Origin of the sequence: Paraburkholderia haematera (assembly GCF_905220975.1) — a bacterium.
GTDB classification, from domain to species: domain Bacteria; phylum Pseudomonadota; class Gammaproteobacteria; order Burkholderiales; family Burkholderiaceae; genus Paraburkholderia; species Paraburkholderia haematera.
Map to the genome: position 1 here is coordinate 42187 of NZ_CAJNBK010000012.1, position 14907 is coordinate 57093.

At 61.2% G+C, this 14907-nt stretch carries 12 protein-coding genes and 1 tRNA gene; 6 read left to right on the top strand and 7 right to left on the bottom strand.

Annotated elements, in window-relative coordinates:
* Positions 1–21 precede the first annotated feature (21 nt).
* Positions 22–816 (top strand): ABC transporter substrate-binding protein, encoded by a 795-nt coding sequence (locus KHO23_RS20730; RefSeq protein WP_211613117.1) that lies wholly within the window; start codon positions 22–24, stop codon positions 814–816.
* Positions 817–828: 12 nt separating this feature from the next.
* Here KHO23_RS20730 and KHO23_RS20735 read toward each other — a convergent pair whose 3' ends face one another.
* Together KHO23_RS20735 and KHO23_RS20740 are read right to left on the bottom strand one after the other, a co-directional pair.
* Positions 829–2196 (bottom strand): FAD-dependent monooxygenase, encoded by a 1368-nt coding sequence (locus KHO23_RS20735; protein ID WP_211613118.1) that lies wholly within the window; start codon positions 2194–2196, stop codon positions 829–831.
* Positions 2193–2852 carry a PadR family transcriptional regulator gene (locus KHO23_RS20740; protein ID WP_211613119.1) on the bottom strand — a complete coding sequence of 220 codons (660 nt, stop codon included), beginning with the start codon at positions 2850–2852 and terminating at the stop codon, positions 2193–2195. The genes KHO23_RS20735 and KHO23_RS20740 overlap by 4 nt, the downstream gene beginning before the upstream one ends.
* 212 nt (positions 2853–3064) lie before the next feature.
* Between KHO23_RS20740 and KHO23_RS20745 the strand changes: the two genes are divergently transcribed.
* Positions 3065–3910: an AraC family transcriptional regulator gene (locus KHO23_RS20745; protein WP_236066935.1), complete on the top strand. Its 846-nt coding sequence runs from the start codon at positions 3065–3067 to the stop codon at positions 3908–3910.
* Positions 3911–3938: 28 nt separating this feature from the next.
* Here the strand turns inward: KHO23_RS20745 and KHO23_RS20750 are convergent, their stop codons facing one another.
* The 3 genes from KHO23_RS20750 to KHO23_RS20760 form a co-directional block, all read right to left on the bottom strand.
* Complete coding sequence (locus tag KHO23_RS20750) at positions 3939–4526, bottom strand: LysE family translocator (protein ID WP_211613121.1); 588 nt, start codon at positions 4524–4526, stop codon at positions 3939–3941.
* 86 nt (positions 4527–4612) lie between these two features.
* Positions 4613–5359, bottom strand: coding sequence for a UPF0149 family protein (locus KHO23_RS20755; protein ID WP_211613122.1), 747 nt, complete (start codon positions 5357–5359; stop codon positions 4613–4615).
* Positions 5360–5494: 135 nt separating this feature from the next.
* Positions 5495–5570: transfer RNA gene (locus KHO23_RS20760), tRNA-Lys, on the bottom strand.
* Positions 5571–5771: 201 nt separating this feature from the next.
* On the opposite strand from KHO23_RS20760, the gene KHO23_RS20765 reads away from it, so the two are divergent.
* Complete coding sequence (locus KHO23_RS20765) at positions 5772–6176, top strand: PaaI family thioesterase (RefSeq protein WP_211613123.1); 405 nt, start codon at positions 5772–5774, stop codon at positions 6174–6176.
* Between the two features lie 46 nt (positions 6177–6222).
* A complete protein-coding gene (locus KHO23_RS20770; RefSeq protein ID WP_211613124.1) occupies positions 6223–7098 on the top strand; it encodes a patatin-like phospholipase family protein in 876 nt (291 codons plus the stop codon).
* A 133-nt stretch (positions 7099–7231) separates the two neighbouring features.
* Here the strand turns inward: KHO23_RS20770 and KHO23_RS20775 are convergent, their stop codons facing one another.
* On the bottom strand, positions 7232–8245 hold the full coding sequence (locus tag KHO23_RS20775) for a D-2-hydroxyacid dehydrogenase family protein (RefSeq protein ID WP_211613125.1): 1014 nt from the start codon (positions 8243–8245) through the stop codon (positions 7232–7234).
* A 376-nt stretch (positions 8246–8621) separates the two neighbouring features.
* Here KHO23_RS20775 and KHO23_RS20780 point away from each other — a divergent pair, with 376 nt between their 5' ends.
* Both KHO23_RS20780 and KHO23_RS20785 read left to right on the top strand, forming a co-directional pair.
* Positions 8622–10490, top strand: coding sequence for a phosphoenolpyruvate carboxykinase (GTP) (locus KHO23_RS20780; RefSeq protein ID WP_211613126.1), 1869 nt, complete (start codon positions 8622–8624; stop codon positions 10488–10490).
* Positions 10491–10832: 342 nt separating this feature from the next.
* On the top strand, positions 10833–11933 hold the full coding sequence (locus tag KHO23_RS20785; protein WP_211613127.1) for a LysR family transcriptional regulator: 1101 nt from the start codon (positions 10833–10835) through the stop codon (positions 11931–11933).
* Positions 11934–12082: 149 nt separating this feature from the next.
* On the opposite strand, the gene KHO23_RS20790 is transcribed toward KHO23_RS20785, so the two are convergent.
* The gene (locus KHO23_RS20790) at positions 12083–14758 is read right to left on the bottom strand and encodes a DNA topoisomerase III (protein ID WP_211613128.1); all 2676 of its coding nucleotides are present in this window, start codon (positions 14756–14758) and stop codon (positions 12083–12085) included.
* Between the last annotated feature and the right edge of the window lie 149 nt (positions 14759–14907).

Sequence of the window (14907 nt, forward strand, 5' to 3'; positions counted from 1 at the left end):
CGAAGGAAAAGGGGACACGTTATGAAATTGCTCAAACCTCTATTGGCGCTGGCCTGCGCACTCGCGTCGATTGCTGCGTCGTCTGGCGCGATCGCCGCCGACACATCCACGCTGCGTTTCGGACTCGAGGCGCAGTATCCGCCGTTCGAATCGAAAGGTCCGAACGGTGAGTTGCAAGGTCTCGACGTCGACGTCGGCAATGCCGTCTGCGTCGCCGCGCATATGACGTGCAAATGGGTCGAGACCTCGTTCGATGGTTTGATCCCCGCGCTGCAAGGCCGCAAGTTCGACGCGATCAATTCGGCGATGAACGCCACCGAGCAGCGTCGTCAGGCGATCGATTTCACCACCGTCGTGTATCGCGTGCCGACGCAACTGATCGCGAAGCGCGACAGCGGTTTGCTGCCGACGCCCGCATCGTTGAAGGGAAAACGCGTCGGCGTGTTGCAGGCGTCGATTCAGGAAACCTTCGCGAAGACCCACTGGGAACCGGTTGGCGTGACCGTCGTGCCGTATCAGGATCAGAACCAGGTGTATACGGATCTCGTGGCGGGCCGGCTCGATGCGACGCTCGTCCTTGCACCGGCTGGACAGACGGGTTTTCTGTCGAGACCTAACGGCAAGGATTACGCGTTCGTCGGTCAGCCGGTGCGCGATGACAAGATTCTCGGCAGCGGCATCGCCTACGGGATTCGCAAGGGCGACACCGCGCTGCGTGATCAGTTGAACGCAGCGATTGCGAAGGTCCAGGCCGACGGCACGGTGAAGACGCTAGCGGCGAAGTATCTCGGCAATATCGATGTGACGGCGAAGTAACTTATTGACAACTTATTGGCCGTGCCCGGCGGGTGCCGCGTTGCGATCGGCGCCGCGAAATTCGTTTTCGGCGTTGACCATGCGGCGCTTGAGCATCGGCACGTTGTTCACCACGCGCAAGCTGGTGCGCATCGCGCTCAACGCCATCCGTCCAACCACCGGCCGATGCAGCGCGCCGCTCGCGTCGAACTGCTTGCGCGATTCCGCGACCGCGTGAAAGCCGTAGCGGCGCATCTCCTCCTCGTAACCCGCGACGGCGTCGTGACCCGACAGTTTGCCCTGCTGTGCATCGGCGAGACGCGCGGCAAGCAGCGCGGCATCGCGTAAGGCGGTGTTCGCACCCACGCCGCGGCCCGGCGTCATCAGATGCACCGCGTCACCGAGGACCGTGACGTTGGTGGTCGGCCATGCGTCGACAGGAACCGACGTGCGCACATCGACGCTAAAGGCGGTGGACGGATCCGATGCGCGAATCAGGGCCCGTAGATTCGGATGCCAGCCATCGGTGATCTGCGTCGCGAGCGCGAGCAACGCGGCCTGTCCGAGCGATTTGGGATCGGCCGGCAAGTTGTGCAATGCGCCCCAGACGGCCCACATCAGATAGTCGCGCGTGTTGTCGTAGAGCAATCCCGGCCAACGCGAGAGCAGCTCGGCGTCGTTATTGCCGATGCCGTCCTTCATTCCGTTGCCGTCCGCGCGCCACGGAAATTCCATCACATGCACGATGCCGCCATAACCCTTCGGCGCGTTAATCAGCGTAATGCCGTCGAGTACCTTGGGCGGCAGCAACGCGCGTGACGTTTCGTCCATGGGCACCTTTGCGCCGACGCTCACGATGCCGGTGTTTTCCAGCCGCGCGTCGGGCAGCAACTGGCGGCGCACCTTCGAGCGCGGGCCGTCCGCGCCGATCAGCAGATCCGCGGTGACGTGCGTGCCGTCCGCGAAATGCGCGGTAACGCTGCCGTTAGCGTGCTGTTCGTACGACGTAAAAGTCTTGTCGAAATGGACGTTCGCTTCGAGACCCGTGAGCAGCACTTGCCTGAGCGTCATCCGGCTGACGGATTTGCCGCCGCTCATCGATTCGTCTTCGAGCGGCACCGTGAGCAATTCGGTCATTCGCTCGGTCAGGATGTTGAAGTGACCGGGTGTGCGCGCACACGTTGCGAGAAAGGTCGCATAGAGTTCGGGCGGAAGGCACGCTTCCAGCGACGCGAGCCCGTGCGGATTGATACCGACACGATAGCCCTGCAAACCGTCCGCGCGCGTGCGGTCGCGTTCGTAGACATTCACGTTGATGCCGGCGCGCTTCAACCCGTGCGCCAGGCAAAGGCCGCCGGTGCCGGCGCCGATCACGATCACATCCATGGGTTCACGGTTCATGATTTCGCCTCCTTTTTTGCGACGGGTTGAGCCAGCCTGTACTTGTATTCGCCGGCCGGCAGCGTGAAACGTTGAGCAATTTCGTCGATCCATTCCTGGCTCCAGGTGAGCGTGCCGGCCTTCAGATCGGTCACCACGCTGCGCACCCAGTCCAGTTCGACAACCAGACGAGCGCGCACCAATTCACCTTCGAGCAGGAAAAGCCGCGGCACCTGCATCTCGGTCGCTTCGTTCGTGCCTTCGTCGAACCGGATCAATTCCTGCTCGAGCGCGCCGATGCGCGTCTCGAGCTGGCGGCACACGTCGTCAGGCGAGAGCAGCGGCAGGAAGGAAAGGGCGGCCGGAAAGGCCGGAAATTCCCGGGCGGGTTGCGCGAGCTGTTCGCGCAGCCACAGACGGCCGGTATCGCGGCCGGCTTCGGTGATTTCATAGACCGTGCGTTCGGGGAACGCGCCGTCGCGTTCCGTTTCGCGGATGGCGATCAGATCGCCGCGCAATAGCCGATCGATGGTCTGGTAGAGGCTGTTGCGCTGACCGACGTTGATCACCTCGTCTTTGCCACGTGCCTTGATGAGCTGCTGCATTCGGTACGGGTGCATCGGCGATTCAGTCAGCATGGAGAGGACGGCGAGGGCGAGCGGAGAGTGGCGGACCATAGTGAAAGTGGCTGCAGGCTAGTCATTGTTTGGCTAGTCATAATATAACTATGTATTTTGGGATTGGCAAGAACGGAATGTCGGGGTTTCCTGCGGACGTAACGTTTCCCATGCTGGTCCGCGACGGATTCCACCGTTAGGATGGGGATTGCGCCGACGTGCGCAGGCGACGAAGTCGCGATGGGATAAAGCGCATGACCGAGGAGCACGCGATGAGCGGGACGAATGACCGGAGTGAATCAGTAGTGATGGCTGCGGCGCCGAAGTTCTGGCGCGATGAAGCATTGCCGTTCATCGAGGCGCGTTCTATCGAAGATGGCCGCGAGGTCTGCTATGCCAAACACTCGCACGAGACGTTTTCGATCGGCGCTGTCACCGGTGGGCATAGCGTGTATGTGAATCGGCACGCGAGTGAATGGATCGGCGCCGGTGCGGTCGTGATGATGAATCCGGACGACGCGCACGCGTGTAATCCGGTTGCCGACGAGCGCTGGTCGTATCGGATGCTGCATATCGATGTGGATTGGCTCATGGGGCTGCAGCACGATCTCGGTTTCAGCCACAACCACGCGTTTCGCGCGTTCTCGCAGACCATGACGACGGACCCGGCGTTGTTCGACGGTTTGAACCGTCTATACGCGATCCTCGTCGACGACGAAAGCGAGCCCATGCGCAAGGAAAGCGCCGCGTTGACGTTCTTCTCGGAGGCACAACAGAAGCTGAATCCGGCACCCTTGCCGGATGACGATGCGAGTGGCCAAGTCGCGCGAGCCGCCGAGTTCATCGCCGAAAACTGCACGCGCGCGCTGAGGCTGGAGGATGTCTGCAAGGCGGCGGAGCTTTCCGCCTCGCACCTGATCCGGGCGTTCAAGCAGCGTTACGGCATGACGCCGCACGCGTATCTGATCAATCGGCGTATCCAGTACAGCCGCGCGCAACTCCGGCGCGGCCACCCGATAGCCGACGTGGCGCTCGACGCGGGCTTTGCCGATCAGGCGCATTTGCAGCGGACCTTCAAGCGGCTGGTCGCGGCGACGCCCGGGCAGTATCGTAGTTAAATTGCGGACGCGTGTTTCGCAGTCCGTGTCACGCTACCAGCAGATACAACGCGCTTGCCGCAAGCAAAGCCGCCATTGCACGATTAAATAGCCGCACACGCTTCGGCTCCTGCAAATATCGACGCAGGAACGTGCCGGCATACGCCCAGCTGGCAATCGACAAATAGCAAACCACGAAGTACACGACGGTGAATTGCCAGACGAGCCGGCCGTCGCCATTGGCCGCATAGGCGCCCATGCCGGCTAGTGAAGCGAGCCAGGCCTTCGGATTGAGCCATTGCATGGCCGCGCCGTAGGCGAATGATGGCCCTCGCGTGGGTTTGTCCGCGCCGAGCTTGCCGTCATCGACGGCGAGTTTGTAGGCCATATAGAGCAGGAACCCAACGCCGGCCCATTTGACGATGTCGATCAGATTGGGGAAATGCGCGAGCAACGCATGCAGGCCCAGGCCGATGAGCAGCAATAGCAGCGTGAACCCGACGGTCGCGCCAGTCACATGCCGCATGCTAGCGGCGAATCCATGCTGGGCGCCGGCGCTGAGTGCGACGACATTGACCGGGCCGGGAGAAATCGACGAGGCCAACGCGAAGGCGGCCATTGAGAGTAAGACGGTCATCTGATGCCTCGATACGTGAGTGCGCAGGATTTGCGACGCTCAACGGTATCGGGCAGTGGGGCGGGGTGTATTGAAGGAAATTGCTTTCAGTGAAGCGTTGACGCAGCGCCGCAGCATTTCTTGAATTTCTTGCCGCTGCCGCAAGGACACGGGTCGTTGCGGCCGACCTTGGGTTCGGTGCGCTGAATCGTAGCGGCTAGCGTTCGCTCTTGAATGGCCTGGCGATAGGGAAGCCAGAAACGATAGATCGCGGCGACGCTAGCGGGGATCTGTTTGGTGAGGGCTTCATCCTGTTGCGGCGTGCCGATCAAGCTCTCCTCTTCCCGCGTGAGATCCAGTGCGCCCATCAGACGGATCGGACCAAGCGATTCCCGGCCTTGCTCGCTATCGAACAGCACTTGCCAATCCGCCCGCACGAGCGCGAGACCTTGCATGAAGCCGACTGCCCACGCTTCGCCGTCGATGTATTCGCGCTCACTGTCGTCAACGCGAGAGAAGCCAAACACCGGTTCGAAGCCATCGGGGTCATTTTCCAGGCTCGCAATGATGCCGTTCATATTCCGCAAGATCAGTCCGAGAATGTGCTGAGCCTGATCCATCGTTTCGAATGCAGGCGCGTCATTCTCGCTGGGGCCCCAGACACCCGGCAGCCAGTAACTGGGCGGTACGGTATTCGGCCCGATGGCCATCGCGGTCAGATAACCGTCGAGCCCCTCGATCGTCAGTGTCTCTTCCGAGGTCAGGTCGGAAATCAGAAACTCATCGAGTTCGTCGAACTCTTTTTCGGAGAGCGGGGTGGCCAGATCGGCGGGGTCGAGTTTTGATTTGGACATAGTGAGGCTCCGGCGCTTCGAATCGTGGGTCCCGATGGCATGTCGGGAGAATGCGGAGTCGGCTTCCTCGCACAGCACAGTGAGCCGCAAAGCAAAAAGCCCAGTCGCAAGGACCGGGCTTTTTGTTGAATTCTTTGGTGGGGCGTGACAGATTCGAACTGTCGACCTACGGATTAAGAGTCCGCTGCTCTACCAGCTGAGCTAACGCCCCCAACAGAAGCGAAATTATGCAGTAACTTTCCGAGATTGCCAAGTCCCTTTAGCAGATTTCTTATAAAAATCCTGACCGGGTGCCCCAGCGCGTGCGCAATCTGCCGTCAGGCACCGGAAAGGCGCATGGTTCGCTGTCCCGGTATCATGTCGCGGACATCTGCCGCACGAACCGTCGCGCGGCTTTCGACCGGGAACCGCCATGGATGACAAAGAGATTATCGCGCTGCTCGACCGCATCCTCGCGCCTTGGGTCCGCGCGCTCGCGCTAACCCCGGTCAAGGTCGACGAAGAAAGTGCGACTTTGCGCCTGCCGTTTTCCGGCGGGCTGCGCCATTCCGGTGGTGTGATCTCCGGGCAGGTCTTTATGGCGGCCGCCGACACGGCAATGATTGTCGCCATTTCGGCCGCGCTCGGCGGCTTCAAGCCGATGAGCACCGTCTCGCTCAACATCAGTTTCATGCGCGCGGTTCGCAACGGTGACGTGATGATCACCGCGCGCGTCCTGCGCATGGGCCGCAATCTTGTATTCGGCGAAGTCGAGTTATTCGACGAAGCGGGCAACATGGCCGTCCATGCCACCACCACCTATGCGCTGCTCGATTGAAAAACTGAAAACGGGCCCGCAAGCCGTATTAGAGGAAAAAGCCAAGATGTTCGATCAGGTCGTATTCGCCGGGGGCGGCAATCGCTGCTGGTGGCAGGCGGGATTCTGGGACGTGGTGCAGCCGGAGCTGGATATCCGTCCGCGCGTCATCACCAGCATTTCGGCCGGCGCCGCGACTGCGTGCATGCTTTACACGCGCGATTCCGACTGGGTCATGCGCTATTACGAAGACGCGCTGCGCCACAACACCCGCAACGCGTACTGGGGCAACCTGCTGCGTGGCGAATCGGTGTTTCCGCATTACCGGATCTACCGGCAGGCACTGCTCGACATCTACCGCGATAAATTCTCGACGCTTGCCGACGCGCCGGAAATCCGCATCGGTGTGTCTCACCTGCCGCGCTGGCTCGGCGCGCGAAGCGCGGTCGCCGCGGGCATGATCGCGTACAACATCGAGAAATACGTGCGCAAAACGCTGCATCCGACGCTGGGTCAGACGCTCGGCTTTCATCCGGAATTCGTGCGCGCGCAGGATTGTGCGACGGTCGAGGATCTCGCCGATCTGATTCTGCAATCGTCGAGTACGCCGCCGTTCACGCCTGTTTTGCGGCGCAATGGCCGGCCGGTGCTGGACGGCGGAATGGTCGACAACGTGCCGGTCGGCGCGCTCGACGCGGATGCGCCCGGCAATGTACTGGTGATGGTCACGCGTCTTTATCCGCGGCCGCAAATGTTCGTCGTGCCGCATGGCGTGCAGCAACGGCTTTATGTGCAGCCGTCGCGCAAGGTGCCGATTTCGAGTTGGGATTACACGAGCCCGTCGCAGATGGTGCACGCATATAACCTCGGCCGCGTCGACGGCGAGGCCTTTCTGGAGCGCATGCCCGATCTGCTGGAAGCCGGCGCGAACGAAGCGCGCTGAGGTGGGTGGCCGCGGCGGGCGCGGTTCCTGAGCGCTTTGCATGATGCGTCAAGCTACGCGCCAACGAGATTGGCGCGTAGCTTGAAGCCAGAAGGTGCCATGAGGGACAAGCGCCGGGGATAAGCGCCGGAGATTAACGCCGCCGCCCGCCCTGCAACGCTTCCGGATTCGCCACGCTGGCCGTGTCGCCGGCGTCGAAGGCGAGAATGTTCTGGAACGCCGCGGTGAAATACAACTCGTAGCTCTCGCGCTCCACGTAACCGATGTGCGGCGTGCAGATCACATTTTCCATGCGCAGCAGGCTGTAGCCCTGCAGAATCGGCTCGCTTTCGTAGACGTCGATCGCGACCATCCCCGGACGGTTGTGCGACAGCGCGTTCACCAGCGCATTTTCATCGAGCAGTTCGGCCCGGCTTGTGTTCACGAGCAATGCGGTCGGCTTCATCCGCATCAGGTCTTCCTGCTTGACGATGCCGCGCGTGTCGTCATGCAGACGCAGGTGCAACGACAGCACGTCACTCTGCTCGAACAGCGCCTCGCGGCTTTCGGCCACGCTATATCCGTCCGTACGCGCCGCTTCGCGCGAATGCTCGCGGCCCCAGATCAGCACATTCATGCCAAAAGCCTTGCCGTATCCGGCAAGCAGCCGGCCGATCTTGCCGTAACCCCAAATCCCCAGCGTCTGACCGTGCAACACCTGGCCCAAACCAAAGTTCGGCGGCAGTGCCGATGTCTTCAAACCGGATTGCTGCCAGGCTCCTTGCTTAAGGTTTGCTACGTATTGCGGAATCCGCCGCTGAGCGGCCATGATGAGGGCCCACGTCAGTTCGGCCGGTGCGATCGGTGAGCCGCTGCCTTCCAGCACGGCGATGCCGCGCTCGGTACAGGCTGCCAGATCGATATGGCTGGAGACCTTGCCGGTTTGGCTGATCATGCGCAAACGCGGCAACTTGTCGAGCAGTTGCGAGCTGATGCGGGTACGTTCGCGAATCAGGACCAGAGCGTCGACTTCGGAGAGACGGCTCGCGAGCTGACCGAGACCGCGAACGGTGTTGTTGAAAACTTTGACCTCATGGTCGGCCAGCAGTTGAAAGCAGTCGAGCTTGCGGACGGCGTCCTGGTAATCGTCGAGGATTGCAATCTTCATGGTATGTGTCTTGCGGCGCACCATAGCGGTGCGGAACGGAGTGTTATGCTGACTGTCCCACCATGTGACCCAGGTCACATGCCGGTCTGGCTGAATGCCTTACCGTAGAAGTTGCCGCGAAGAACGGCAACGCCACGGCAAGGCCGATTGACATCGTTTTTAACAGTTTGTTGCGTGTTGAGGCAAGTCGCTTTACAGACGGTTGCAGACCACCGTCTACTGGCGCCTCCGCCAGCAAGCTGTGTGGCCCACGATGACCTGCACAATTGCGCGTCGGCTTGCAAAAAAAGTCGATGCCACGAATTGAATGCCTCTCGCATGCAGCATCGCTGGGCTTGTACCGTTTTTCTATTGCTTTCAAAACGGAGACAAGTCGATGAATCATCCCTCATTCGAAGGAAAACCCACCGTCGAGGCGTCGGCAGGGGCGCCCGGGTGGGTCAAGCACCGAAAATTGATCGAATGGGTCCAGCGCGTTGCCGCGTTGACCAAGCCCGATCGAATCGTCTGGTGCGACGGCTCGCAAGAGGAGTACGACCGCTTATGTGCCCAGATGGTCGAAGCCGGCACCCTCAAGAAACTCAATCCCGCCAAACGTCCCAATTCCTACCTTGCATGGTCCGATCCGTCGGACGTCGCACGCGTCGAAGACCGCACCTTCATCTGCTCAAAGCGCCGGGAAGACGCCGGGCCAACCAACAACTGGATCGAACCGGCTGAGATGCGCTCGACGCTCGACGGCCTGTTCGATGGCGCCATGCGCGGCCGCACCCTGTACGTGGTGCCGTTCTCGATGGGGCCGCTCGGTTCGCCGATCGCGCACATCGGCGTCGAATTGAGTGACAGCCCCTACGTGGCCACCAACATGCGCATCATGACGCGTATGGGCCGCAATGTGTACGAGGTGCTGGGTGAAGACGGCGCGTTCGTGCCGTGCGTGCATTCGGTCGGCGCGCCGCTCGCGGCGGGCGCGAAAGATGTGCCGTGGCCGTGCAACGACACCAAATACATCGTCCATTTCCCAGAATCGCGCGAAATCTGGAGCTATGGTTCGGGCTACGGCGGCAATGCGCTGCTGGGCAAGAAGTGCTTCGCGCTGCGCATCGCGTCCACCATGGGACGGGACGAAGGCTGGCTCGCGGAACACATGCTGGTGCTCGGCGTGACGTCGCCGGAAGGGCGCAAGCATCACGTCGCGGCGGCGTTTCCGTCGGCGTGCGGCAAGACCAACTTCGCCATGCTGATTCCGCCCGAAGGCCTCAACGGCTGGAAAATCTCCACTATCGGCGACGATATTGCATGGATCAAGCCGGGTAAGGACGGCCGTCTGTACGCGATCAACCCAGAGGCCGGCTATTTCGGCGTCGCACCGGGCACGAGCGAAAAGACCAACTTCAACGCGATGGCCACGCTGAAGGAAAACGTCATCTTCACGAACGTCGCGCTGACTGACGACGGCGACGTCTGGTGGGAAGGCATGACCGACGAACTGCCTGCGCATCTGATCGACTGGCAGGGCAAGGACTGGACGCCGGCGAGCGCGAAGGAGAGCGGGCGCAAGGCCGCGCACCCGAACGCACGCTTTACGGCGCCGGCCTCGCAATGTCCGTCGATCGACGCCGACTGGGAGAACCCGGCGGGCGTTGCTATCGACGCGTTCATTTTCGGCGGCCGCCGTTCGACGACCGTGCCGCTCGTCACCGAAGCGCGCAACTGGGTCGAAGGCGTCTACATGGCGGCGACCATGGGCTCGGAAACAACCGCGGCGGCGGCGGGGCAGCAAGGTGTGGTGCGCCGCGACCCGTTCGCGATGCTGCCGTTCTGCGGCTACAACATGAGCGACTACTTCGGGCACTGGCTGAAAACCGGCGAGCGTCTTGAGAAACTGAACGCGAAGCTGCCGAAGATCTTCTGCGTCAACTGGTTCCGCAAGGGCGCGGACGGCAAGTTCGTCTGGCCGGGCTTCGGCGAGAACATGCGCGTGCTGAGCTGGATGGTCGGACGCATCGAGGGCAAGGCGCAAGGTGAAGAACACGCGTTCGGCGTGTCGCCGCACTATGAAGATATCGACTGGAACGGCCTCGATTTCAGCCGCGAGCAATTCCAACAGGTGATCTCGGTCGACGACGCGGCCTGGCGCGACGAACTCGCGCTGCATGCGGCCCTGTTTGACACGTTGCAACAAGGCCTGCCGCCGGCTTTGATAGAGGCAAAACGCATGCTTGAGGGAAAACTCGCTGCCTGATTAGGTGAGTATTCACTTCGCATGAAAGCCGCCTTCGGGCGGCTTTTTCTTTTCCACTCAGACCCCGAATTGCGATTTTTTCTGATTTCACAATGCCTGGGCGCCTTTGCATCTGGTCGAACAAAAAAGACAGTGCAAGCTGCGGTGCAGCAGATTGTTGCTCCTCATGGAACAATCGAGGCTCATATCCCACACTGGGGAGCGCAGTGGCACAAATCTCGACAATATTTCCGCTTTGGCGGGCAACTTCTGCACGATTTCAAGAGTCGTAGGAGAATTCCAAGTTCGCTTCACTGGTTTTCACTAATTGTCAGGACGCTGTAACACGGCAGGAGTTGTCCTATGGATCATTTGCAGTCGATGCGAGTTTTCGTCAAAGTGGCGGATCTCGGCAGTTTTGCCCGCGCTGCGAGCGCGATGGATATTTCCAACGCAGTTGCCACCCGTCACGTTGCCGATCTCGAAGGCCGTCTTGGTACGCGGCTGCTCAATCGCACAACCCGCAGCCTGTCTCTGACCGAATCCGGCCAGGTTTATCTCGAGCGTGCGCGCCAGATTCTCGACGAACTGGAAGATGTCGAGCAGATGGTGGTCGCGCGCAATCACGAGCCCGTTGGCACGTTGCGGATAGTCGCACCGGTCGTGTTCGGGTTGCATAACCTCGCGCCCGTGCTGCAGACGTACGCGGAGCGCTATCCGAAAGTCATTCCCGATGTCACGCTGGTCGACCGTCAAGTCGATCTGGTCGAGGAAGGTTTCGACGTGGGGATCGTGGTCACGCGCCAGATGCGCAGCGCGAGCATTGTCACGCGACGTTTGACCACCGGCTGTATGACGGTGTGCGCGACGCCCGCGTATCTGGAAAAGCACGGTGTACCCACACGTCCCGAGCATCTGCTCGAGCACCCGTGCCTGAGCTTGCCGTCCGAGTATTGGGGCGACGAGCGGGTGTTCACGGGTTCGGAAGGCGAAGTGCGGGTGCGGCCGTCCAACGTCATCGTGGCGAACAACACGGAAATGCTGCGGCAGTTCGCGTTGCTCGGCATGGGCATCGCGATTCTGCCGAGCTATCTGATCGGCCGCGACATGACGCGCGGCAGGCTCGTGCGTTTGCTCGGCGATTTCCGTTTGCCGCAGGTCGAGATCAACATCGCGTATCCGAGCCGCCGTCACTTGCCGGCGAAGGTGCGGACGTTCATCGATCATCTGGTCGAGCATTTCAGCCAGACGCCGAACAGTCTGCTTGGTGAGCAGTGGATCAAGGACGGGCTTGGCAGGCCCGCCACGTCCGCCGCGCTCGATTCCGCGGATCCCATGCCGCCGGAAGCGTTCGATGGCGCTGAGCCGCTGTCACGGCTGTTGGACAGCGAGTTATCGCCGCTGCCGAAGACTTTGGCGAAGACGACGAATCGTCCCCGCCCCACTGCTCTGTCGCCGCTGTAACGATTCGGCGATGGTGCCGGCAGCGCTTGAGGGAAGCGCCGTCTGACCGACCCAATAAAAAGGCGCAGTCACGTACGTGACTGCGCCTTTTTTATCGGAAAGTTCGCGAAGCTGGCCGGAAGCTGAATACCCTCCAGCCCCCGCCCGAATTACGAGCCCGTCTTGCGCACTGCCGCTTTCTTGGCCGGCGCCTTCTTGGCAGGGGCGGTCTTCGATGCCGCAGTCTTCGTGGCCGGCGCTTTCTTCGCCGCAGCCTTCTTCGCGGGCGCCACCTTCACTGCGACCGATGCGTCTTCGTCATCCGACTCCGGTGCTGCCTTGGCTGCAGCCTTGGCCGCCGCGGTCTTTGCTGCTGTCTTGGCCGACGGCTCTTTCTTCTCGAATTCGAAGCCGATCTTGCCGTCGTTCTGCTTGACGAGGAACGCCTTGAAGTTGCGGCCGGTACGCGACGATTTGAAGTTCGTCAGCAGGTCGGTGCGTCCTTCTTCGAGCAATTTCGCCATCTGCTCGCGCGCGATTTCCTGCTGCAGAATCACCTTGCCCGAGCGGAAGTCGCACGTTTTCGGATTCGCAACCGAGTTCTCGCAGACATAGCTCATGCCGTGTTCGAACACGCGGCCCTTGCACTTCGGGCACGCGCCGACCGGGTGCTGGTCGGAAAAGTCAGGCGGTTCGCCGTCTTCACCGCCCGAATCCTGACCGAAGTCGAACTCGAGCTTGTAGTTCTTGATCTCGTCATCCAGCGAGAGCTTCAGGATCGCGGAGAACGGGCGGCCCATCTTGCTGCGAAAACCCGACAGCGGTCCGATCGTCTTGTTCTGCAACAGCTCTTCAACTTCCGGAATTTCGAACTGACGTCCGCCCGGAATCTTCGAGATCGAGAACTCGCACTTCGAACACGCGAAGCGCCGGTAGTTTTCCTTCACCTGACCGCCGCAATTCGGGCACGGCGTCTGCAACGTCGCGTAATCGCCCGGGATCGTGTCGGAATCGTACTCTTTCGCGCGCTTGACGATGGTCTGCGTCATGCGGGCGATTTCCTGCATGAACGCGTCGCGCGGCAGATTGCCACGCTCCATCTGCGAGAGCTTGTATTCCCACTCGCCGGTCAATTCCGGTGCGGTCAATTCCTTCACGCCGAGGCCGCGCAGCAGCGTCATCAGCTGGAATGCCTTGGCGGTCGGAATCAGATCGCGGCCTTCGCGGATCAGATACTTTTCACCGAGCAGGCCTTCGATGATGGCGGCGCGCGTGGCCGGCGTGCCGAGCCCCTTGGCCGCCATGGCTTCGCGCAACTCGTCGTCTTCCACCAGCTTGCCCGCGCCTTCCATGGCCGACAGCAAGGTCGCTTCGTTGTAGCGTGCGGGCGGTTTCGTCACCAGTTGCTGGGCGGCGATCTTGTCCGTCTTGACCTTCTCGTCCTTCTGCACCGGCACGAGGTTCGCGTCTTCGCCGCTGATTTCGCGGCCATAGACCTGCAACCAGCCCGGTTCGACCAGCACCTTGCCTTCAGTCTTGAAGTGATGACCGACCACTTCCGTGATCCGCGTCGTCACCCGATATTCGGCGGCCGGGAAGAATACGGACAGGAAGCGCTTCACCACCAGGTCGTAGAGCTTCTGTTCCGGCTCGGACAAGTTCTTCGGCGCTTGCGCCGTCGGGATAATTGCGAAGTGGTCGCTGATCTTCGAGTTGTCGAAGATGCGCTTGTTCGGCTTCACCCAGCCCTTGTCGAGCACCTGCTTGGCGTACGGGAGATAGTTGTTGCTCTCCTTGAGCATGCCGAGCGTTTCCTTGACCGTATCCATATAGTCTTCCGGCAACGCGCGTGCGTCGGTCCGGGGATAGGTCAGCACCTTGTGCTTTTCGTACAGCGCCTGCGCGAGGCCAAGTGTGTTCTTGGCCGAGAAGCCGAAGCGTCCGTTGGCTTCACGCTGCAAGCTGGTCAGGTCGAATAGCGCCGGCGACAGTTGCGTGGACGGCTTCGATTCTTCCGTCACCGTGCCGATCTGGCCACGGCAGGCCGCGACGATCGTCTCAGCCGCGGGCAGTGCCCACAGACGCGAATCGCGCTTTTCTGGATCGAACTCGTCACGCTTGAATTTCGGATCGAACCAGCGGCCCTCGTAGAAGCCGCCTGCGCAGACGAAGTCCGCCTTCACTTCCCAGTAATCGCGCGGTACGAAGCGGCGAATCTTTTCTTCGCGCTCGACGACGATCGACAGCGTCGGCGTCTGCACCCGGCCGACCGTGGTCAGGAAGAAGCCGCCGCCCTTGCTGTTGAATGCGGTCATGGCACGCGTGCCGTTGATGCCGACCAGCCAGTCCGCTTCCGAGCGGCAGCGCGCCGCATCGGCGAGCGGCTGCATTTCTTCGTCGCTACGCAGACGGGCGAAACCGTCGCGGATCGAACCGGCTGTCATCGACTGCAGCCACAGGCGCTGTACCGGTTGCTTGGCTTTCGCGTGCTGCGCGATCAGGCGGAAAATCAGCTCGCCCTCGCGCCCCGCGTCACATGCGTTAATCAGGCGGTCGATGTCTTTACGCTTGAGCAACTTGGTCAGCACCTTCAGGCGCGACTCGCTCTTGGCGATCGGATTCAGATCGAAATGCGGCGGAATGACGGGCAAGTTGGCGAAACTCCACTTGCCGCGTTTGACTTCATAGTCTTCGGGCGCGGCGATTTCCAGCAAGTGGCCGACTGCCGAGGAAAGGACGTAGTCGTCGCTTTCGTAGTATTCGTCATGCTTGGTAAAACCGCCCAAAGCGCGCGCGATGTCGTTCGCGACGGAAGGCTTTTCGGCGATGATCAGTGCTTTGGACATGACTCGATGTGAGGTTGGTAGATCCGGGTTGATGGCCTTGAGTGCGCTTTTGCCAGCGCGACCCTCGTTTGCGACCTTTGCGACCCAATAACGACCGCTTTATAGCACACGGCGCGAGAGCGGCGTGTCAAGTGCCATTAAAAGCGCGC